The sequence below is a fragment of the Sneathiella sp. genome (assembly GCF_047631475.1).
Classification (GTDB): domain Bacteria; phylum Pseudomonadota; class Alphaproteobacteria; order Sneathiellales; family Sneathiellaceae; genus Sneathiella.
In genome coordinates this window covers 52,649-73,204 of the sequence record NZ_JBLHZT010000017.1, presented here as the reverse complement: position 1 = coordinate 73,204, position 20,556 = coordinate 52,649, and the positions used below count along the sequence as shown (strand labels likewise).

22 protein-coding genes are annotated in these 20,556 nt (G+C 47.2%); 17 read left to right on the top strand and 5 right to left on the bottom strand.

Annotation, left to right across the window (positions count from 1 at the left end):
• The 7 genes from ACJAYR_RS09190 to ACJAYR_RS09160 all read left to right on the top strand — a co-directional run.
• Nucleotides 1–1,072: pyridoxal phosphate-dependent aminotransferase (locus ACJAYR_RS09190; protein WP_415236330.1), on the top strand; the 1,072-nt coding region annotated here is incomplete at its 5' end.
• A 7-nt stretch (nt 1,073–1,079) separates the two neighbouring features.
• The gene (locus ACJAYR_RS09185; protein ID WP_415236329.1) at nt 1,080–1,292 is read left to right on the top strand and encodes a SlyX family protein; all 213 of its coding nucleotides are present in this window, start codon (nt 1,080–1,082) and stop codon (nt 1,290–1,292) included.
• A 176-nt stretch (nt 1,293–1,468) separates the two neighbouring features.
• Nucleotides 1,469–1,783 carry a DUF3253 domain-containing protein gene (locus ACJAYR_RS09180; protein ID WP_415236328.1) on the top strand — a complete coding sequence of 105 codons (315 nt, stop codon included), beginning with the start codon at nt 1,469–1,471 and terminating at the stop codon, nt 1,781–1,783.
• A 244-nt stretch (nt 1,784–2,027) separates the two neighbouring features.
• Nucleotides 2,028–2,366: a P-II family nitrogen regulator gene (locus tag ACJAYR_RS09175; RefSeq protein WP_169545633.1), complete on the top strand. Its 339-nt coding sequence runs from the start codon at nt 2,028–2,030 to the stop codon at nt 2,364–2,366.
• An 84-nt stretch (nt 2,367–2,450) separates the two neighbouring features.
• Nucleotides 2,451–3,860, top strand: coding sequence for a type I glutamate--ammonia ligase (gene glnA, locus ACJAYR_RS09170; RefSeq protein ID WP_415236327.1), 1,410 nt, complete (start codon nt 2,451–2,453; stop codon nt 3,858–3,860).
• A 99-nt stretch (nt 3,861–3,959) separates the two neighbouring features.
• A complete protein-coding gene (locus ACJAYR_RS09165; RefSeq protein ID WP_415236326.1) occupies nt 3,960–4,655 on the top strand; it encodes an SDR family oxidoreductase in 696 nt (231 codons plus the stop codon).
• A gap of 127 nt (nt 4,656–4,782) precedes the next feature.
• Nucleotides 4,783–5,088, top strand: a complete 306-nt coding sequence (locus ACJAYR_RS09160) for a 2TM domain-containing protein (RefSeq protein WP_415236325.1) — start codon at nt 4,783–4,785, stop codon at nt 5,086–5,088.
• 24 nt (nt 5,089–5,112) lie between these two features.
• On the opposite strand, the gene ACJAYR_RS09155 is transcribed toward ACJAYR_RS09160, so the two are convergent.
• Both ACJAYR_RS09155 and ACJAYR_RS09150 read right to left on the bottom strand, forming a co-directional pair.
• Nucleotides 5,113–6,717 (bottom strand): SAM-dependent methyltransferase, encoded by a 1,605-nt coding sequence (locus tag ACJAYR_RS09155; RefSeq protein WP_415236324.1) that lies wholly within the window; start codon nt 6,715–6,717, stop codon nt 5,113–5,115.
• Nucleotides 6,718–6,765: 48 nt separating this feature from the next.
• Complete coding sequence (locus ACJAYR_RS09150) at nt 6,766–7,143, bottom strand: acyl-CoA thioesterase (protein ID WP_415236323.1); 378 nt, start codon at nt 7,141–7,143, stop codon at nt 6,766–6,768.
• Between the two features lie 122 nt (nt 7,144–7,265).
• Between ACJAYR_RS09150 and parE the strand changes: the two genes are divergently transcribed.
• Nucleotides 7,266–9,227, top strand: coding sequence for a DNA topoisomerase IV subunit B (gene parE / locus ACJAYR_RS09145; RefSeq protein ID WP_415236322.1), 1,962 nt, complete (start codon nt 7,266–7,268; stop codon nt 9,225–9,227).
• Between the two features lie 23 nt (nt 9,228–9,250).
• Here the strand turns inward: parE and ACJAYR_RS09140 are convergent, their stop codons facing one another.
• Together ACJAYR_RS09140 and ACJAYR_RS09135 are read right to left on the bottom strand one after the other, a co-directional pair.
• The gene (locus ACJAYR_RS09140; RefSeq protein WP_415236321.1) at nt 9,251–10,012 is read right to left on the bottom strand and encodes a hypothetical protein; all 762 of its coding nucleotides are present in this window, start codon (nt 10,010–10,012) and stop codon (nt 9,251–9,253) included.
• Between the two features lie 228 nt (nt 10,013–10,240).
• On the bottom strand, nt 10,241–10,951 hold the full coding sequence (locus tag ACJAYR_RS09135; RefSeq protein WP_415236320.1) for an alpha/beta fold hydrolase: 711 nt from the start codon (nt 10,949–10,951) through the stop codon (nt 10,241–10,243).
• Between the two features lie 250 nt (nt 10,952–11,201).
• On the opposite strand from ACJAYR_RS09135, the gene ACJAYR_RS09130 reads away from it, so the two are divergent.
• From ACJAYR_RS09130 to ACJAYR_RS09090, 9 genes are all read left to right on the top strand, one after another.
• Nucleotides 11,202–12,611 carry a DEAD/DEAH box helicase gene (locus tag ACJAYR_RS09130; RefSeq protein WP_415236319.1) on the top strand — a complete coding sequence of 470 codons (1,410 nt, stop codon included), beginning with the start codon at nt 11,202–11,204 and terminating at the stop codon, nt 12,609–12,611.
• Between the two features lie 137 nt (nt 12,612–12,748).
• Nucleotides 12,749–12,991, top strand: a complete 243-nt coding sequence (locus ACJAYR_RS09125) for an Lrp/AsnC ligand binding domain-containing protein (protein ID WP_169545643.1) — start codon at nt 12,749–12,751, stop codon at nt 12,989–12,991.
• A gap of 371 nt (nt 12,992–13,362) precedes the next feature.
• Nucleotides 13,363–14,397 carry a GGDEF domain-containing protein gene (locus ACJAYR_RS09120; protein ID WP_415236318.1) on the top strand — a complete coding sequence of 345 codons (1,035 nt, stop codon included), beginning with the start codon at nt 13,363–13,365 and terminating at the stop codon, nt 14,395–14,397.
• Nucleotides 14,398–14,554: 157 nt separating this feature from the next.
• Nucleotides 14,555–15,340 (top strand): enoyl-CoA hydratase-related protein, encoded by a 786-nt coding sequence (locus tag ACJAYR_RS09115; protein ID WP_415236317.1) that lies wholly within the window; start codon nt 14,555–14,557, stop codon nt 15,338–15,340.
• Between the two features lie 4 nt (nt 15,341–15,344).
• Nucleotides 15,345–15,812, top strand: coding sequence for a hydroxyphenylacetyl-CoA thioesterase PaaI (gene paaI / locus ACJAYR_RS09110; protein ID WP_415236316.1), 468 nt, complete (start codon nt 15,345–15,347; stop codon nt 15,810–15,812).
• Between the two features lie 2 nt (nt 15,813–15,814).
• Nucleotides 15,815–17,017, top strand: a complete 1,203-nt coding sequence (gene pcaF / locus ACJAYR_RS09105) for a 3-oxoadipyl-CoA thiolase (protein WP_415236315.1) — start codon at nt 15,815–15,817, stop codon at nt 17,015–17,017.
• A 33-nt stretch (nt 17,018–17,050) separates the two neighbouring features.
• Nucleotides 17,051–18,352, top strand: a complete 1,302-nt coding sequence (gene paaK, locus ACJAYR_RS09100; protein WP_415236314.1) for a phenylacetate--CoA ligase PaaK — start codon at nt 17,051–17,053, stop codon at nt 18,350–18,352.
• Nucleotides 18,353–18,366: 14 nt separating this feature from the next.
• Nucleotides 18,367–19,065, top strand: coding sequence for a DUF2461 domain-containing protein (locus ACJAYR_RS09095; protein WP_415236313.1), 699 nt, complete (start codon nt 18,367–18,369; stop codon nt 19,063–19,065).
• Nucleotides 19,066–19,198: 133 nt separating this feature from the next.
• Nucleotides 19,199–19,420, top strand: coding sequence for a hypothetical protein (locus tag ACJAYR_RS09090; RefSeq protein ID WP_169545649.1), 222 nt, complete (start codon nt 19,199–19,201; stop codon nt 19,418–19,420).
• Nucleotides 19,421–19,494: 74 nt separating this feature from the next.
• Here the strand turns inward: ACJAYR_RS09090 and ACJAYR_RS09085 are convergent, their stop codons facing one another.
• Nucleotides 19,495–20,544, bottom strand: coding sequence for an alcohol dehydrogenase (locus ACJAYR_RS09085; RefSeq protein ID WP_415236312.1), 1,050 nt, complete (start codon nt 20,542–20,544; stop codon nt 19,495–19,497).
• Nucleotides 20,545–20,556 lie beyond the last annotated feature (12 nt).

The following is a 20,556-nucleotide window of genomic DNA, read 5'->3' as shown; positions in this document are numbered from 1 at the left end:
CATCGGGCAACCCGATTTTCCTACGCCCGATGCGATTGTGCAGGCCGGCATCGACGCCCTGAAAAATGGTCACCACGGTTATACGGCGGCCAATGGCACTCAGGAACTTCGCGAAGCAGTGGCGCAGGACATTTTGAAATATCGCGGCGTCCCTGTCTCTGCGGATAATATCCTGATCATGCCAGGCGGAAAGCCAACCATGTCCTTTGCCATTGAGCTTTTTGGCGAAGCCGGCGCAGAAATTTTGTACCCAAATCCGGGTTTTCCCATTTATGAAAGCATGATCCGATATTCTGGGGCAAAGCCCGTCCCTATTCCACTTCTGGAAGAACAGGGTTTCTCCTTTGATGCACACCAGGTTCTCTCTCTTGTGAATTCCAATACAAGACTGATCATCCTGAACAGCCCGGCGAACCCCACCGGCGGTATTGTCGACAAAAGACAACTGGAAAAGTTGGTAGACGGGCTTAAGAAGTGGCCAGATGTCTATATTCTTTCGGATGAAATTTACAGCAGGATGACCTATGACGGACAGCAACATGTCAGCCTCCTGTCCTTCAGTGACCTTCGAGAAAGATTGATTATTCTGGATGGCTGGTCAAAAACCTACGCCATGACAGGGTGGCGTCTGGGTTGGGGGCTCTGGCCCGAACATCTGGTGCCTGAAGTCACTAAACTATGCGTCAATTATCATTCCTGCGTGAATGCCGCAGCCCAAATGGCGGGCATCACGGCGCTGACCATGGACCAATCCCCAGTGGATGAAATGATGCATGCTTTTAATGAACGTCGTTTACTTATCCATCAACGCCTCAATGATATGCCGGGTATCTCCTGTGTGCTTCCAAAAGGCGCCTTTTATGCCTTTCCCAATATACAAGGAACCGGAAAAACCGCCAAAGAGTTGCAGGATATCTTATTGAATGAACAAGGTGTGGCTAGTATTGCCGGAACGAGTTTTGGATCTTTCGGTGAAGGGTATCTCCGTTTTTCATACGCCAACTCGCTGGATAATATCAATAAAGCCATGGATCGTGTCGATGGCGTCGCCCGGCAGCTTGCAAAAGGATAAATACACAATGTCAGAGATTGAAAAACGCCTTATGACCCTTGAACTCAGCGTTGCTGAGCAGGATCAGATCGTGCAGGATTTAAGCGATATGGTCAATAATCAGTGGCAGGAAATAGAACGGCTGCGCGCCAAACTCACAACCGCTCATCAACGGATCATATCTCTGGAAGAAAGTGTCCCAACGCAGGGCGGCCAACCTGAAAAACCACCCCATTATTAATGCGGACCCGTGAACCGGGCCCCGTTACACGATTTTTGAACCTCGGACTCGTGTTCGGTATCTGGATTATGTAGGCTGAAGACACTTACTCTATTTCAGCATATGCTTGCTTTTCTTGACAGTTGGACGTACAAGCCCATCTACTTTTAAATGGATGAAATGGCAGGTGAAACGCAATGGCATCAGATAAATCAAACAATACTTCTGATCAGGATCAGGAGAACGCTCCTGAGGATCCGGTGGTTACCTACATTCTGAATGCCGTAGACGGCGGCGGAGAAGTATCCCCCAATCACATCGCTCAGAAAATTGCCTCGGACCGATCTAAACCAACGGATCCCAACGATATCTGGCGGAAATACATGACCGCTGTCCGCCAGCAGGCAATCCATCTCGCCCGTACAGGTCGGATCGAAATCGTAAGAAAAGGTGCGGCCGTAGATCCAAACGATTTTAAGGGTCTTTATAAATTGAGACTGCCTCAAAAATAATCTTTTCGCTCCAGCTCGCTAACTCAACGGGACCTTATTGTTGCACATAATTTAGGCGTTTGATGAAATTTTGATCAATTTTTTTGACCAACTTTTAGTCATTCGTAATACCCAAGGGGAAAATTTCGCAGTTTTCTGCCTTTGTATTTTTTTAAAAACAACCGACAAAACTGGCACGCCTCATGCTATATAGAAGGTAGTTTTGAAAATATCCCCTTTGCGGCACCAACTGAAGAAGTGAACGATGAAAAAAATTGAAGCGATCATTAAGCCCTTCAAACTGGACGAAGTTAAAGAAGCCCTGCATGAAGTAGGCCTTCAAGGCATTACTGTCACGGAAGCCAAAGGCTTCGGTCGTCAGAAAGGGCATACTGAACTCTACCGCGGTGCTGAGTATGTGGTAGATTTTCTACCCAAAGTTAAGATTGAAATCGTTCTGGAAGAAGAACTTGTAGAACGGGCTTTGGAAGCCATTCAAACCGCTGCCCGAACCGGCCGTATTGGTGACGGAAAGATTTTCGTATCTTCCGTCGAAGAAGTAATCCGTATTCGTACGGGCGAAAAAGGCCCTGAAGCAGTTTAATCTTAAAAATAAACAGGCTGTCCAATCCAGGTTAGCCAATGAATAAGTTCGTCAAACTCTCAAATCAGAAAGAAAGACATAGATATGAGCACGGTTTCTGAAATTCTCAATGCTATTAAAGAAAATGAAGTCGAATATGTAGACCTTCGTTTTACCGATCCAAAAGGTAAATGGCAGCATCTTGCTATGCATGTGGATGCCGTTGACGAAGACATGTTCGAAGACGGCGTGATGTTTGACGGCTCTTCCATTACAGGGTGGAAAGCAATTAACGAGTCAGACATGACACTGATGCCAGACGTTACTTCTTTTGTAATGGATCCGTTCGCAGCCCGTCCAACAATGATTGTCTTCTGCGACATTCTCGATCCAACAAGCGGTGAAAGCTATGAGCGCGACCCACGGTCTGTTGCTAAAAAAGCGGAAGCCTATCTTGCAAGCACAGGTATCGGTGACACTGCTTACTTCGGTCCTGAAGCTGAATTCTTCATGTTCGACAACGTTCAGTTCGCAAATGACAGCCACAATACATTCTTCAAACTTGAAGATGTAGAAGCGCCAATCAGTTCAGGTGAAGAGCTGGAAGGCGGAAATACAGGACACCGTCCTCGTGTTAAAGGTGGTTACTTCCCAGTACAGCCTGTTGACCAAGGCGCGGACATCCGTTCAGAAATGGTTTCTGTTGCTAAAGAAATGGGTCTTTCTGTTGAAAAGCATCACCATGAAGTTGCTCCTTCACAGCACGAACTCGGTTTTAAATTCGGTACCTTGGTCGGCGCCGCCGATGACATGCAGAAGCAGAAATATGTAACGCACAATGTTGCACATGCTTATGGCAAAACAGCAACCTTCATGCCGAAACCAGTTGCGGGCGATAACGGCTCTGGCATGCATGTTCATCAGTCAATCTGGAAAGATGGCAAGCCTACTTTCGCAGGTTCAGGTTATGCGGCGCTTTCTGATACAGCCCTTTTCTACATCGGTGGTATCATCAAGCATGCAAAAGCAATCAACGCCTTCACAAATGCTTCTACAAACTCCTACAAGCGTTTGATCCCTGGTTTTGAGGCTCCGGTTCTTCTGGCATATTCAGCCCGTAACCGTTCCGCATCATGCCGTATTCCGTTTGCTCCAAGCCCGAACGGTAAGCGTGTTGAAATTCGCTTCCCAGACTGTACTGCCAACCCATATCTTGCATTCGCAGCAATGATGATGGCTGGCCTTGACGGCATTCAGAACAAAATTCACCCTGGTGATGCAATGGACAAGGATCTCTATGATCTTCCAACAGAAGAACTGGCAGACATCCCGACTGTTGCCGGTTCACTTCGTGAAGCTTTGGAAGCTCTCGATGCAGACCGCGAATTCCTGAAAAAAGGTGGTGTTTTCACTGACGACATGATCGACGGTTACATTTCCATGAAATGGGAAGATGTATACAAATTCGAACATGCACCTCACCCGGTAGAATTCGATATGTATTTCAGCGTCTAAGCGTTCGAAACAAACAAAAGAAAAGGGCTGCCATCTGGTGGCCCTTTTTTTTGGGGCTTGCTATACTCGAACAAACAATAAGCTGGAGGGATAGCAACAATGCAAACAGCACTTATCACGGGCGCAAACCGGGGAATTGGATTAGGCTTAGCAACCAAATTCCTTGAAAGTGGGCAATGGAATATACTGTGTTGCTGTCGAACACCGGAAACAGCAGACAAACTACAGTCATTGAAATCATCCGCACCGGATCGAATTGAAATTTATCAACTGGATGTATCCGATCCTAAATCAATCAATGCTTTGAAACAGGAATTACACGGCAGGCCGATCAACCTACTCCTGAACAATGCTGGCATTATGGGCGGGCGGTCGTCCTCAATTCATGATGTTGATTTCGACGCTTGGGAAGATGCCCTTCGCATTAATACTATTGGTCCCTTTCGAATGGTTCAGGCATTTGTTGATAATCTGAAGCAAAGTCAAAATCCGCGGGTCGTTACAATTTCGAGCCAAATGGGGGCGCTGAACCTTCATTCCACGGGTGCCTTTGCCTATCGCTCCTCCAAGGCTGCGGTCAACAAAATCATGCAGACCCTTTCATGCGAGCCTGAACTAACGGGCATCATTTTTACACTGTTTCACCCGGGGTGGGTTCAAACTGATATGGGCGGTGCCTCCGCTGACATCACCATTGAACAAAGCACCTCAGGTCTGTTTGACAAAATCATGTCTCTTGCAAAAGATGATAACGGAAAGTTCTTCAAATGGAACGGTGAGGAACATCCCTGGTAACAAAATCCAGACATAAAAATTACGCATTACAGGGCATTTTATCGTAATTCCCGTCACAAAATAGTGAACTTGATACTGACCTTCTGCCATCGCCGCACTAACGTGACAGTCGTTGAGGAGGCGTATTATGGAACAGAACACCGTTGATCAGGACTATCGCGACGCACAACGCCGGGTTAGAAGACTTCGGCATTTTCTGCAACATCTTACGACCTACTTTGTGATGATTGCCTTCCTGCATATTATCAATCTTCTCACCTCAGATTATTACTGGGCAAAGTGGCCGGCGCTGGGTTGGGGCTTGGCCGTGGTTTTACACGGTATCCGGCACGCAAGATACTTTCCGTTCTTTGATAAGGAATGGGAAGAGAAAAAAATTCAGCAGATACTGGAAAAAAAATCAGCTGATCGCGTAACATCAACGCGCAGTTAGGGAAGGGTCTATTCAACCCTTAAATCAGGAAATCTGCGCTTGATACAACCTTAAACGCTCAGTTGCCTGCGTGAAGTCAGGTTCCTTGTTCAAAGCCTCTTTTAAGCACTGTACAGCGTCTTCTTTCTGACCCACTTCCCAATATAGAATACTCATCAAATACTGGACTTTGGCCGTCAAACCAAAATGACTGGCCGATATTTCAAAAAGTCGCAACGCATCTTGATACTCACCCATTTTTCCAAGCAGATGACCACATTGCAGATGGATATCGGTTTCCTGATCGGCTCTGTAAAAAAGGGTTATTACGGAGTGGATCGCCTGTTTTAAATACTCTCTCTCCGTCGTTTTCATCATGGGGACAGCCGCGTTCAACTGATCGAAGATCATAAGAAAAATTCTTGAATCAAATTGGCTCAAACGTAAAAAGGACATCATATGCTTTAAATCAAGGGTTTCGTTCGGCGCCTCCAGCACCTCTTTCATCAAATTGAAATCATCCGGACTAAAATCATCAATATAATCCTGATAAGCCTTTAGCAGATTTGGGTAAGCATCATCATGGTTGCCGAAAAGATAACCAACAGTGGCAATGGCACTTGGTTTGCAAGCAGGTTTCAGGAAAATTCCATTCCCTTTCTCGCTCAGTCGGCCGATGAAATCAAAATTCGCGGGCACAGTGTAGGCTTTGTTCATCACGACTTGAATCTGATTGTTATGTTCCTGCATCGCTTCTTTAGATAAGGGCCCAAAATCACTGGCCAATACAAACAGAGGACCACTTGTAAAGGATTTCAATGTTTCAAGGCTCCGGATAAATCCGATGGGGACCGCGAACCCAAAGTCTTTTTCCCCCTCAATATAACCCTCCAAAATCTCTTTCAGATGATCGTCTCCATACCAGTCTGACGGACAGGGTGCGTCCTTATAGGCAATAAAGGTCTGGTCCAGAACTTTTTGAATATCCGGTTCCTGATCATCTATTCTGGTCGCCGCCAGTCTTTGATGCAGCTCACCGTTCCTGATCTGAAACAGATCTGACGGCAAGGTATCGATCAAATAATTCGCGATAACAATGATTGGTACCCGCCCGCTTCCCGTCTTCAAGCATGTCCCGCTCTCCATCAAATCAATCTGGCACTGTTCACTCGCATCAAAATAAGCAAAATCAAGTTCGCCTGAGGTGACAAAAGGCGCAAGTTTCTCGTGTTGCCGCCAAAAGTTAATGTTCGCTTCGCTGATATCGGTCATCACGTAACGAAAGGGTTGGCTTACGCTCAGTTCTGACAAAGCCTGCTTAATATGATGCAGGAAGAAGTGCGCAAAACGTCCAGACCCGGCGCCCAGCTCAAGGATATTAACGGGCTCGTCTTTATTACCATGTTTCAGGCACCAATCTCTGATCATCGCCGCAATAACCCGGGCGTAACGATGCGCGATGAAAGAATTTGTCGTTATGAAATTGGGCACCTGTTGCGGACGCCAGGCATCCATGCCCAATTTTTTATAAAAATCCTGCTGGAACTTCCAAAGTGGCGACTGTGAAAGAGGCTTAAACTCAGAAGCGTTAAAATCAGAAGTCTGATAGGGCGCCGCCGTGACGTTGGCCGCTGATTTCTCATCTTTCACAGGACACACTCAATGTTGTTCAATTTCTTCGCCGTTTTTCTTCAGGGCTTATTCTGTAGGAACTTCGCGAGGATTCCCCTCTTCGTCAATCGCGACAAAAATATAGGTTCCCTCAGTCACCTTGATTTCCGCTGGATCCAGCTTGCGGGCAACAATTGTTGTCAGCTTGATATGCATGGACGTTCTTCCAATTTTTATGATGTCGCCGTAAATACTCACCACATCCCCGGTTTTGATCGGTTGATGAAAGGTCATCGCTTCAACAGCGACAGTGACAACTCTCCCCTTTGCCCGTCTTGCCGCAATGACACCGCCTGCAATATCCATTTGGGATAAAACCCAGCCACCGAAAATGTCTCCATTGTTATTGCAATCACGGGGCAATGGGGCTGTTCTGATAATTGGGTCACGGAATTCCGCAGTCATATTTTTTACATCCTGAAATAACTTAAACACTTAATCTGAAATTATACACTTTCCTTGAGCGTAGAGAACAGTATTCTATAGTCTGCAATTTTCAGTTCTTCAGAGTAGTGATCGCATAATCAATGTCAGACCTTTTTCAGACGCCAAAATCAGAAACTTCCGATTATTCAGCAAAGGATATTGAGGTTCTCGAAGGGTTGGAGCCTGTCCGCAAACGCCCGGGGATGTATATTGGCGGTACGGATGAACGTGCCCGGCATCATTTGGCTGCCGAAGTCCTCGACAACTCTATGGACGAAGCTGTGGCCGGTTTTGCAAGCCGCATCGATGTTGAACTCTTTGCCGATGGGTCTCTTTGCATTCGCGATAATGGCCGCGGCATACCGATCGACCCGCACCCAAAATACAAAGATAAATCTGCTCTGGAAGTTATTCTGACGACCCTGCATTCAGGCGGTAAATTTTCCAACAAAGTATACCATACAGCCGGTGGTTTGCATGGTGTTGGTGTTTCCGTCGTCAACGCGCTTTCTTCCAAAACGATAGTCGAGGTTGCGCGCGACAAGGTTCTTTGGCGGCAGGAATATTCTCGTGGTTTACCACAAACCCCGCTTGAAAAGGTAGGCGCCGCCCCCAATCGCCGGGGCACGTCCATCCATTTTCACCCGGACGAAGAGATTTTCGAAGCAGGTACGGCCTTGCGGCCAAACCGGCTTTACAAACTGGTCAGGTCTAAAGCGTATTTGTTCCGCGGTGTTGAAATCCGCTGGAAAGCCGCGCCAGAGCTGATTAAAGACGAAACCCCGGCAGAGGCGACCCTTCATTTTCCGGGCGGTTTGTCTGACTTTCTATCTGCCACGATTGAAGGTCGTCAAACAGTAACAGCGGAACCCTTTTCCGGACGGGTCGAAATCGAAGGTGATCGCGGCCGTGTTGAATGGGCAATTGCTTGGCCAGCCGACAATATTTCATTTTTGAATTCATATTGTAATACAGTTCCAACACCGGAAGGTGGCACCCACGAGGCCGGTTTCCGCATGGCGCTTGTGCGCGGCCTGAAAGCTTACGGCGAGCTTATTAACAATAAAAAAGCGGCCCAGATTAATGCCGATGATATTCTGAACGGCGCAACGTCGGTTTTGTCGGTCTTTATTCCAGAACCACAGTTCCAAGGGCAGACGAAAGAAAAACTGGCGACCCCGGAAGCATCACGTGTGGTTGATCTTGCCATCAAAGACCATTTTGATAATTGGCTCGCCTCTGCCCCGGATCAGGCGAATAACCTGCTGACCTGGATCATCAATAAATCTGAAGAGAGACTGCGCCGACGGGCCGAAAAAGAAACAAGTCGCAAAACCGCGACAAGCCGCCTAAGACTACCGGGAAAACTGGCTGACTGTTCTCAAAATGGTAAAGAAGACAGCGAACTGTTTATCGTGGAGGGTGACAGTGCGGGCGGCTCTGCAAAACAAGGTCGCAACCGGAAAACGCAGGCTATTTTGCCATTGCGCGGTAAAATCCTGAACGTCGCGTCCGCTGTTTCTTCAAAAATCAAGGCAAATCAGGAACTTTCAGACCTGATGCAGGCCTTGGGCTGTGGCAGCCGCGACAAGTATCGTGAAGAAGACCTTCGATATGACAAAGTCATCATCATGACGGATGCGGACGTTGACGGCGCCCATATTGCATCGCTGCTAATGACGTTCTTTTATCAGGAAATGCCCCAGCTGATCACGGATGGCCATTTATACCTGGCCCAGCCTCCTTTGTATCGGATCAGTCAAGGTGCCAAGACATTGTATGCCATGGACGATCCGCACCGTGAAAAGCTGTTGGCCACAGAATTTACGGGCCGGGGGAAAATCGATATCAGCCGATTTAAAGGTTTGGGCGAAATGCCGCCAGCCCAATTAAAAGAAACCACAATGAACCCGGAAAAAAGAACGCTGCTCAAAGTGCAGGTTCCGATGGAAGAATATGCAGAAACGTCTGAACGGGTTGAAAGCTTGATGGGTAAAAAACCGGAACTGCGTTTCACATTTATTCAGGAAAATGCCCGTTTCGCGGATAACCTGGATATCTAGCGCGGCGCAGTGCAGCGTCTTTTTCAAGATGCTGTAACAACGGATTGTACGGCGGAGGCCACGGCTGGTATCAGTGGTGGTTTTCCTGTGTCGCTATGAAAATTCGTTTGGGCACTGCCTTGCAGAAGATCAAGGATAATCTGCGGTGCATTTTCACCATCAATAGCGGGGCGATCCAGCGGCTGACGCGAGAAAAACCGCCCTTCCCTTGCGCCCATTTCCTCAGCCAGCAGCGGCCCCAACCCAAACAGGATTGCACCATAAATCTGCGCCCGAACCTGCCCAACAAACTCAACATGTCCACATTCTGCGACACAAAGAATTTTTTTAATCTTCAGGACCTCGCCCTCAAGTGACACGTCGGCAACCTGGCCAAAAATACACCCATTTTGTTCAATCAGCGCAACCCCGGCGGAAGCTGAAAATAATTCATTCCCCAAACCGCCTTTTAATGTTTCAAGCCGGTCCAACACGGCTTTATGCCGGATTGCCGTGGGTTTCAGGCGTGATTTGCGAAATGAAATCGGGTCCACCTGTAAAGATGCCGCCCTGCGATCCATCAGGCTTTCTATACTATACGGATTATCAAACCGCCCCATCGTGGTCCAAAACCAGTTAAGTACAGCACCGTCCCGCCCAAGATCATCAATTTCATCTGGTGACAGGGAATAAGGGCATGCCTGCTGGGGGAAATGTTTAAAGACAAATGCCGAAAGGTCAATCTGATCCGTTTGACCATTGCCGTTTTCGTTTTTTTCAGGTGAAAATGATCGTAACGTTGTCACTGTAGCCTACCCCCGCCCTCGTCCGGTTTATTGCGCCAAAGCCTTACAAAAGGGAAGATCCCATTTGACCTTCCTTTTCGTTAAACCGACTTCGTTCATTATTCCGTCGCAATAAAACGTTGAGCGCATCTCCATCAAGTCATGGATCACTTGTATCGAAGACGTTTGAACAGATCAGTGGTAATTAATACAGTTGGCAAAGAATTAAGTGGGATATAAGACCTGTGATCAGTTTGTCCAGCTTAACCATTCCCGCAACAGAGTGTTTACCTCAAACGGGCGTTCCATCGACGGCAAGTGGCCGCATTCGGCAATCAGATGAAATTCTGAATCTGGAATGGCATTGGCCATTTTTTCCTGTAGGTCCGGGGAGATCAAGGCGTCTTCGTTCCCCGAAATAACGATGGTCGGACATGTAATTTTGTCCAGTTCTGCATTTCGGTCTTTGCGGTTCATAATTGCCGTTTCCTGACGAATGAACCCTTCCTGACCGATATCTTCAGCCATCTGATAAATCCGCGAGGTCAAAGCATCATCCTGAAAACGACTAGGATGGATCAGCATCGGCAACAGACTTTCAGTTACGCCTTTAAAGGTTTTCCCCCGTTGAACGAGCCGAATGAAATCTTCTCGTCGCTTCCTGTCTTGCGGAGAGTCCGCATCCGCCCGGGTATCCACCAGAGCAAGATGCGTCACCCTGTCTGGCGCCCGAAGCACAATTTCGAGTGCGATATAACCGCCCATACTGAGCCCTGCGAGCGCAAATTTTTCTGGTGCATCTTTTAAAATCCTGTCCGCAATAAGCGAAATATCATCATCCAGATGATGCTTCGGAATTGAAACATCGGAAATGTCAGATAACGCCTGAATCTGATCACGCCAAAGTTCATCCGTGCATAGCAGGCCAGGAATTAAAATCAGGGGATGTTTATCACTCATACTGCCAAAAACTTTCGCTTAAACAGGTTCAAATAAAAAATTAACCATAATAAAAGAACGAATTACTTACTTCATATCGAATAATCGCATAACTTCAAAGTCACTATTTTGAAACAATTTCGCTTTATATTGCTTCTGGAACACTTGGAATTCCTTGAAAAATAGAGGAAACGTTTGACAGGGCAGGTTATTTCACTAAATTGCCTTTTTGTTTTAAGCATTTTAAAATATTGGTGGTAGCGCTTTACGCATGACTTTTGCAAATCTAGGCTTGAGCCCTGAAGTTCTAAAAGCAGTTGAAGATTCTGGTTATAACACCCCTACTCCTATTCAGGAAAAAGCGATCCCGGTCGTTTTGATGGGACGGGACGTGTTGGGAACAGCACAAACCGGAACTGGTAAAACTGCAGGCTTTACACTTCCAATGATTGACATTCTGGCATCCGGACAGACAAAAGCCCGCATGCCTCGCTCACTCATTCTCGAGCCAACCCGAGAATTGGCGGCACAAGTCTCTGAGAATTTTGAAAAGTATGGCAAATACAGCAAACTTTCCATGGCATTGCTTATTGGCGGCGTCTCTTTTGCCGATCAGGAAGCAAAACTGGACAAGGGCGTTGATGTGCTGATCGCAACACCGGGCCGTCTGCTGGATCATTTCGAACGGGGCAAAGTCCTGCTCAATGGTGTTAAAACCCTTGTGATTGACGAAGCTGATCGCATGATGGATATGGGTTTCATCCCGGATGTCGAACGGATCGTCTCTTTAATGCCGCCCATACGCCAGACATTGTTCTTTTCTGCGACAATGTCAAAAGATATGCGCAAACTTGCTGATCAATTCTTGATGAACCCTAAAGAAATTGAAGTTGAAGCCCCTTCTTCTGCGGCGCTCACTGTGACACAGGGTTTGGTCACCGTTAATAACAAAAATGAAAAACGTCCTGCTTTGCGCAAAATGCTGGCAGAAGAAAACGTGAAAAACTCATTTATTTTCTGTAACCGGAAAAAAGATGTGGATATCCTTCTGGGTTCCCTGACAAAGCATAAATTTAATGCCGGGGCGCTGCATGGGGATATGTCCCAGTCTCACCGGATGGAAACACTGGAAAAATTTAAAACCGGCGAGATTCGGCATTTGGTCTGTTCTGATGTCGCCGCCCGCGGTATTGACATTTCGAATGTCAGCCATGTTTTCAATTTTGACGTTCCTATTCATTCAGAGGATTATGTTCACCGGATTGGTCGTACAGGCCGGGCCGGTCAGGAAGGCCACGCCTTCACACTCGCCACTAAAATGGACAAGAAATATCTTGCTGCCATCTACAAAACCATTGGTCGGGAGATCCCGGCCATTGAAATTGACGGTATGGATGAGATTGCTGAGGAAGCGCGCGAAATTGAAAGCCGTTCCAAACGCGTCTCCAAAGACGATGGTCCTAAACGCCGTGGTCGGGGTCGCCAGCAATCAAATGCTCCGGTAGAAAAAACCGAAAGCGCGAATGCCAAACCAGAAAATGACGACTGGAAGTCAAAAAAGAATACGCGTCCAAAACGTTCGCGATATTCCAAAGACGAAGACGACGCCCCTGTCATGGGGCTAGGCGAACATGTTCCCGCCTTCTTCAATATTCCTTTCCGGAAACCAGCCACCAAATAAAAATAGAGGCTTCGGCCTCTTTTTTTTGCCCAATTCGGTCTGATTTTCAGACAATAAGGTTGTGTTTGGGCCGTTCAAAGAACTGTAGTATGCTTTTTGGCATGTTGCATTACGATTAATCTGAAAGGGATCTTACAGTGAAGACAATCTTTATCATGGTCAAATGCCAGCTTGGAAAAGCCTATCATGTGGCGAATGAAGCAGTGGAAAAGGTTGAGAAGGTCTCCGAAGTCTATTCTATTTCGGGAGACTATGATCTGATGATGAAGTGTTATCTCGATGACGATCAGGATATTGGTCATTTTGTAAACGAAGAGATTCAAACACTGAACAACATCAAAGACACGTTTACTATGATCACCTTCAAGGCCTTTGCCTAAACCCGCTCGCCCTGACCGTCGAATTTTTAACAGGGAACCTTTCAGAGATTCTCTGTTAAAGAAGTGTTTGAGGCGCCAAAAACACCCTCTATAAAAATATTATAATATCGCTAATATATTTAAACAAAAGAAACTTTATTATTACGATATTATAATAATAAGCAGAATCGGTTACTAAAACACACCGATAACAAGAAAATATACCCACCATTATCCCAATATATCTAGTACTCACACTAAAAATACGACAGTTTGTAACATTTTTATATGTTAGGTAATACGAATTAACGCGTTGGTAAGTATTTTGTTGTCTTTTAGGGGCCAGTAAAGAACCCCTCGTAGAATGAATTTTAAAGGACATAGCCGTGAGAATGGACGATAGCTTTAAAAAAGCTTCTCTCAACGCTTTAAAAACCATGGCATTGCTTGATGATCGGCAAATCAAGAAAGTTCCGCAGAACTATACGATTTGGTACGAATATCTAAGTGAAGAAAACCCAGCCATTAAAGAAGCTGTTAACAGGCTGATGAAAGAAAACGGCAAATTTTCGGAAGAGGTTGCCAATCAGATTTACAATGAGTTCTTCTCTCATGAAAAAGAGGGAAAAGCCATTCGTGAGACCAATAAACTGGTCCAAAAATCCATGGAAGCCGTCCTGAGAGAGATCAGGGCTTCGTCAACCGGGCTTGAAGCATATGGAAATAAGTTGGAGAATTTTGCGGATAACGCGAATGACATGACCTCCGACGATTTTACGACAATTGTGCAGCAGATCATCGGTGAAACCCGAGATATGTCGCAGCGGTCTTTTCACCTGAATGAAAGCCTGAGTAAGGCATCTTCTGAAATTGACGAATTAAGAAAACGTCTTAAAAATGTTGAACAGGAAGCATTGACAGATCCGCTAACCGGGATCGCCAACCGCAAACGTTTTGATCGCGAACTTCAGGTTGCCTCTTTGCATGCAAAAGAAAACCAATCTAAGCTTTGCCTGATTATGTCAGACATCGATCATTTCAAACTTTTCAATGATACCCATGGCCATTTGTTTGGCGATCAGGTCCTAAGGCTGGTTGCCCATACGCTCAACAATGAAATCGAAGAGACAGCCACAACCGCACGCTACGGCGGGGAAGAGTTTGGTATCATTCTGCCAAACACATCAATTGCAAACGCCATTCAGATTGCGAATAAACTCCGTAAAAGCGTGTCGTCCAAAAAACTTGTGAAACGCAATTCAGGCGATGATGTCGGTCGTATCACCATGTCATTTGGTGTAGCTCAATTTGATCATCGGGAACATCCAACCAACCTGGTCTCTCGGGCAGACGATGCGTTATACAATGCCAAAGCAAGTGGGCGCGATCAGGTTAAGTTTGAAATGCCGGAACTGGCCTCTGCTTAGTTCTTTTTTCATTCGAAAACCCGTCGAAAACAGCTACCCTCTGGATAGCTGTTTTTTTATTACCTAAAACGATACAAAAATCACAACATTCCTGATAATTTTGTGTTATTTAAAAACAGAATAAAAACAGAAGATCGGGAAAAGGGAGAGATAAACAATGACAACGAGCGACCATACCTACAAAACAATCCGTCTTGATCTCAGTGAAAAAGTAGCAAAAATCACTTTGAATCGCCCAGAAAAACTAAACGCATTCAGCGTCGAGATGCATGAAGAACTCAGGGCGATCATGCCAACCCTTGAAAGTGATGACGTCAGATGCGTGCTGATTACAGGGGAAGGCCGGGCGTTCGGTGCCGGTGCCGACCTAAGCGATGACGACACGAACGACGCCGGGGATACCCTTGAAAAAAATTATAACCCGTTGATCCGGTTTCTGCGCAACCTGGACAAGCCGGTCATTTCTGCGGTGAACGGGATTGCAGCGGGTGCCAGCATGTCCCTCGCCCTTGCCGCTGACATCTGCTTGGCCGCGCGCTCTGCGTATTTTCTACAAGCTTTTTGCCATATCGGCCTTATACCAGATGCGGGAAGCACTTATTTTCTGCCGCGCCTCGTCGGATCCGGAAAAGCAATGGGGCTCGCCATGCTCGGTGATAAAGTTCCTGCGGAAGAAGCCGAAAGGCTTGGCCTGATCTGGAAAGTTTATGACGATGATGCGCTCATGAACGAAGCTGAATTGCTGGCCAAAAAGATGGCGTCCGGCCCTACCCTTGGCTTCGCTTATATAAAACAGGCAATGAATGCCAGCCTTTCCAACACACTGGATCAGCAGCTGGATGTTGAACGCGACCTTCAAAGCAAGGCAACAAAGACATCTGATTTCGCAGAAGGTGTTGCCGCTTTCACGGAAAAACGGCCCGCATCCTTCACAGGGAAATAATTAAGTGACAGATATTCCAGAACTTGGCCCACAGGAAGTTGCGAACGCAGTTTCCGAAACCATGTACAAAAAAGATAAAGCAGCTCAACATCTTGGCATTGCGCTGAAGGCAATCAGTCCCGGTGAAGCAACCATGACAATGCGCGTTACAGATGAAATGCTGAACGGGCATAACATCTGTCACGGGGGTTATGTCTTTACTTTGGCAGACACCGCTTTTGCTTACGCGTGTAATGCTTATAATCAGAGCACGGTGGCCCAGGGAGCACAGATTGATTTTCTGAGACCCGTGGCACCCGACAGCCTGCTTACTGCCACAGCAATCGAAAGATCGCGGTCCCGGCAGACAGGTGTTTACGACATAACTGTAACGGATCAGGATGATCGGACCGTCGCTTTGTTTCGTGGGAATTCCCATACAATAAAGGGGCAGATGATCCCTGGCCTTAATGCCAATAAAGAAGAAGAATGAAAATGAAAAACGTTTTTATCTGCGATGCTATCAGAACCCCTATCGGCCGTTACGGCGGCTCACTTTCTTCTGTTCGTACAGATGATTTGGGTGCGATCCCCCTAAAAGCACTGATGGACCGCAACGCCAATGTCGATTGGACGAAAGTCGATGATGTCATTTATGGCAATGCCAATCAGGCCGGCGAGGATAACCGAAATGTTGCCCGCATGGCCTCGTTACTGGCAGGACTTCCGCAAGATGTTCCTGGCTCTACTGTCAATCGCCTGTGTGGATCAGGTTTGGATGCAACCGCCTCTGCCGGCCGCCAAATCATGACGGGAGAAGCCCAACTAACGATCTCAGGCGGCGTTGAAAGCATGAGCCGCGCTCCTTTTGTCATGGGTAAAGCAACGACAGCTTTTTCCAGAAATGCTGAAATTTTCGACACTACAATCGGCTGGCGTTTCGTCAATAAATTGATGAAAGAAAAATACGGTACAGACAGTATGCCTGAGACGGCCGAAAATGTAGCCGATGACTTTGGTGTAAATCGGGAAGATCAGGATCTATTTGCGCTTCGCAGTCAGGAAAAAGCGGCGCAGGCGCAGGCCAACGGTAACCTTGCAGAAGAAATTGTTGCTGTCAGCATCCCGCAACGTAAGGGTGATGCCCTTATCGTTGATAAGGATGAGCATCCGAGGGCAACTTCCCTCGAAAAACTGGGAGCACTGAGACCAATTGTCCGCCTTGACGGCACCGTTACGGCTGGGAATGCATCGGGTGTCAATGATGGCGCCTGCGCGTTGTTGCTGGCCTCTGAAACAGCTGCAAAAGATTTTGGACTGACCCCAAAAGCCAGGATCATTGCAACGGCTACAGCCGGTGTTGCACCGCGTATCATGGGAATTGGTCCGGCCCCAGCATCGAAAAAAGCGCTGGCCTTAGCAGGTCTTTCGATTTCAGACATGGATGTAATCGAACTGAACGAAGCCTTCGCCGCACAAGGGCTGGCGGTCACCCGTGAGCTTGGCATCGCAGATGATGACCCTCGAGTTAATCCTCAAGGCGGCGCAATTGCGCTTGGTCACCCGCTAGGAATGTCCGGCGCCCGTCTTGCGACAACAGCAATGTATCAATTGCAAAGAACAGGCGGCAAATACGCTTTATGCACAATGTGCATTGGTGTCGGCCAAGGAATTGCCATGGTTATAGAAAGGGTCTGATAAAAGACCCAGGTTACAAATATCGGAGGAAAAATGTCACGCTTAACACCGCCGCGAAAATCAGATCTTGATCCGATCGAGATTGCAAGTCGCGACGAAATAACAGATCTGCAAACGACCCGTTTGAAATGGTCAGTATCCCACGCCTATCAAAATGTGGAATTGTTCCGAAAACGGTTTGATCAGGCAGGCGTGCATCCTGATGATATTAAATCTCTCGAAGATCTTGCCAACCTGCCCTTCTGCAACAAGCAGGATCTTCGAGACAATTATCCGTTTGGCATGTTTGCCGTTCCCCGTTCTGAAGTTGTTCGCCTTCATGCCTCCTCCGGAACAACGGGGCGCGCAACTGTCGTCGGATACACAAAAAATGATATCGACAACTGGGCCGATCTTGTGGCCCGCAGCATTCGCGCCTCGGGTGGCACCAGGGACCATATGGTTCATGTGACCTACGGGTATGGACTGTTTACTGGTGGCCTGGGCGCCCACTATGGTGCTGAACGTTTAGGATGTACGGTTGTCCCGATGTCTGGTGGGCAAACCGAACGCCAGGTTCAAATCATTCAGGATTTTCAGCCTGACATTATAATGGTCACCCCCTCCTATATGATGGCGCTGGCGGAAGAATTTGATCGACAGGGCATTGATCCCCGCAGCTCGTCCCTGAAAGCTGGAATTTTCGGCGCCGAACCCTGGAGCGAGGCCATGCGCGATCAAATCGAAAGCCGATTTGATATCGATGCATTGGATATCTATGGCTTATCGGAAGTCATGGGCCCTGGTGTTGCAAATGAATGTCTTGAAACAAAAGATGGCCTGACCCTTTGGGAAGACCATTTTTACCCAGAAATCATCGATCCCGAGACGGGGGCTGTGCTGCCTGATGGTGAACAGGGTGAACTGGTCTTCACGTCCCTGACAAAAGAAGCGTTCCCGGTTATTCGCTATCGGACGGGCGATCTGACCCGGTTGCTTCCCGGCACCGCCCGGTCCATGCGGCGCATTGAAAAAATCACCGGCCGCGCAGATGATATGTTGATCATACGCGGGGTTAATCTTTTTCCAAATCATGTTGAAGACCTTGTTGTCGCCACGGACGGGCTAACGGCTCATTATTTGATTGAGGTTACCCGTGAAGGTATTCTGGACGAGTTGACGGTCAAGGTGGAACGTGATCCCACGAAAAACACCGATGAAAGCGCGGCGGCCTACCTTCAAAAGCGAATTAAAGGTGTGCTTGGGGTTTCCACCAAAGTCGTTATCTGTGAACCCGGCGACATTGAGCGTTCCGTTGGCAAGGCGAAACGCGTCATTGATCACCGAAAACTTTGATCGAAGGGCCAATAATGAGTCAGAATTTCAACGGTTTTTCTGAGGATTTCCAAGCCTTCTTCAAGGAACTCAAGGAAAATAATAATAGGGACTGGTTTGCTGCCAACAAAAAACGCTATCAGGATATCGTTCAATATCCAATCAGTGATTTTGTCGCCGATCTGGGTCCTAAACTTGAAGAAATTGCCCCTTGTTATGTGGCCGATCCCAGACCAAATCGGGGGTCCATGTTCCGCATTTACAGGGACATACGCTTCTCCAAGGATCAACGCCCCTATAAAGATCACGCAGCCTGCCAGTTTCGTCATCAGGCGGGCAAAAATGCACACGCACCCGGTTTTTACATTCATCTTGCTGACGATGGTGTTCATTATGGCGGGGGTATCTGGATGCCACCCTCTCCAAAACTGGCGCTCATCCGGCAGGCAATCGATAAAAATCAGGATAAATGGCTTTCCATCACGCAGGATGAAACATTTTTAAAAACCTTTGGCGCCCTAAATTCGGAAGGTGCCTTAAAGCGTCCTCCAAAAGGCTTTTCAGAGGACCACCCCCTGATTGATGATTTGAAGAAAAAATCTTTCTTCGCAATGCATCGTGCGCCGGCCGCCAATTTACAAAAGGCGTCGCTGTTGGATGACGTAATTGAAACCTATGAAAAAGCGGTTCCCCTGATGCGGTTTTTAACCAACGCTGTTGGTTTACCCTTTTAGGTTTTCGTCTTTTCTGTCACCTGAACGTCCTGTGCATAACTAAAATTTCGCCCTGTTTAAATCCACTTACGAGTTATTAATAATTTTCCTCTAAATTGAGGATCAGGACATTAATTGCGTAAGGAGTGGTATCATGATGAATGTTGTTGAATTTCAGCCAGAGTCTGCTGTCGATCTATACAGCACAGCCCATTACATGATCATGCACCAAGGAGAAAACGCCGTTGAGCTTCTGGACGACGAGGCAAACAGCCTTCGTCAGCTAGGCGCAGAAGACGAGCTAAACGCTTGCCTGCATCTGCTGCGCGTTGTCAAAGAACTGATCCAGATGGAATATAAAGGTCCTATTCACTAAAAAAGCGGCCCTGTTTCCAAGCCCGCTTTTTTATTCGATCAGGTGGGTTTCAAGGAAGAAACACCAGCCTTCAGTCAGTTTTTAAGCACAACACGCCCTACGACATTTCCTTTTTGAAGATCTGTCAGCGCATTATACGCTTCGTTCATTGGGCGTTCATCCAAAGTAAGGGCATTCAATTTGCCCGCTTTGGCAAGCTCCATTAATTCATGCATCTCGGCGAGGCTTCCCACCATGGAACCTTCAATACCGATTGCCTTAATGGGAAACATGGGAAGTGGAAGAGAAAAATTCCCACCGAACAAGCCCACAATAACCAGTCGGCCTGCTTTTGCCAGAATGCTGGCTCCGAAACGGGCGCTGCTTTCCGCGCCCACAAAATCAATTGCCGCATTCACACCGCCATTTGTCAGGCGCATGATTTCCTTGAACTGATCCCGGTCATTCGGATCAAACGCAGCTTCTGCACCGGCATCAAGGCCTGCTTGGCGTTTATCCGGATCAATATCGGCAACATACACTTTTGCGTTGGTCACTGATTTAACAATGGCCATACCCGCCAGCCCAACACCGCCGCAACCAATAATCATCAATGTGCCGTTATCGGCCAGAGGTTTTACCTTTTTTATCGCGCTATACGCGGTCAAACCCGAACAGGTGTAGGTACAAGCCAGTTCTTTAGGAAGATCACCATAATCCAGAAGATATTTTTCATGAGGGACAAGCAAATGATCACTATATCCGCCATCCACATCAACGCCCAGTGCCCGCGGGCGATTACACAGGTGGCCGTTCCCGGCGTCGCAAGTTGGACATTCATCACAACCGATCCACGGATAGACAACATGTTGCTCGCCGACCTTGACGGACGTCACATCGGGACCAACCGCAACAACCTCTCCTACAATTTCATGTCCAAGAGTAAAAGGGAGTTTGCGCTTCCCTTTAATATCTAGTTTTTTGTCTCCTCCAAGGCCGAAATATCCCTCCCAAATATGGATATCGCTATGACAAACACCACAAGCTGAAATTTTGATAAGAACCTGTCCCCCGGCGACAGACGGCTCTGCGGCTACATTTTCAACCAGTTCTTCGCCATATTCCTCGAATTGATAGCTTTTCATTATTATTGCCCT

Bases quoted from the DNA above. Each gene is read 5' to 3' on its own strand.
- ACJAYR_RS09135 (WP_415236320.1), bottom strand. From the start codon at position 10,951: ATGAGTGATAAACATCCCCTGATTTTAATTCCTGGCCTGCTATGCACG.
- ACJAYR_RS09165 (WP_415236326.1), top strand. From the start codon at position 3,960: ATGCAAACAGCACTTATCACGGGCGCAAACCGGGGAATTGGATTAGGC.
- pcaF (WP_415236315.1), top strand. From the start codon at position 15,815: ATGAAAAACGTTTTTATCTGCGATGCTATCAGAACCCCTATCGGCCGT.
- ACJAYR_RS09185 (WP_415236329.1), top strand. From the start codon at position 1,080: ATGTCAGAGATTGAAAAACGCCTTATGACCCTTGAACTCAGCGTTGCT.
- parE (WP_415236322.1), top strand. From the start codon at position 7,266: ATGTCAGACCTTTTTCAGACGCCAAAATCAGAAACTTCCGATTATTCA.
- ACJAYR_RS09085 (WP_415236312.1), bottom strand. From the start codon at position 20,544: ATGAAAAGCTATCAATTCGAGGAATATGGCGAAGAACTGGTTGAAAAT.
- paaK (WP_415236314.1), top strand. From the start codon at position 17,051: ATGTCACGCTTAACACCGCCGCGAAAATCAGATCTTGATCCGATCGAG.
- ACJAYR_RS09095 (WP_415236313.1), top strand. From the start codon at position 18,367: ATGAGTCAGAATTTCAACGGTTTTTCTGAGGATTTCCAAGCCTTCTTC.
- ACJAYR_RS09175 (WP_169545633.1), top strand. From the start codon at position 2,028: ATGAAAAAAATTGAAGCGATCATTAAGCCCTTCAAACTGGACGAAGTT.
- ACJAYR_RS09160 (WP_415236325.1), top strand. From the start codon at position 4,783: ATGGAACAGAACACCGTTGATCAGGACTATCGCGACGCACAACGCCGG.
- ACJAYR_RS09180 (WP_415236328.1), top strand. From the start codon at position 1,469: ATGGCATCAGATAAATCAAACAATACTTCTGATCAGGATCAGGAGAAC.
- ACJAYR_RS09090 (WP_169545649.1), top strand. From the start codon at position 19,199: ATGATGAATGTTGTTGAATTTCAGCCAGAGTCTGCTGTCGATCTATAC.
- glnA (WP_415236327.1), top strand. From the start codon at position 2,451: ATGAGCACGGTTTCTGAAATTCTCAATGCTATTAAAGAAAATGAAGTC.
- ACJAYR_RS09150 (WP_415236323.1), bottom strand. From the start codon at position 7,143: ATGACTGCGGAATTCCGTGACCCAATTATCAGAACAGCCCCATTGCCC.
- ACJAYR_RS09130 (WP_415236319.1), top strand. From the start codon at position 11,202: ATGACTTTTGCAAATCTAGGCTTGAGCCCTGAAGTTCTAAAAGCAGTT.
- ACJAYR_RS09120 (WP_415236318.1), top strand. From the start codon at position 13,363: ATGGACGATAGCTTTAAAAAAGCTTCTCTCAACGCTTTAAAAACCATG.
- ACJAYR_RS09115 (WP_415236317.1), top strand. From the start codon at position 14,555: ATGACAACGAGCGACCATACCTACAAAACAATCCGTCTTGATCTCAGT.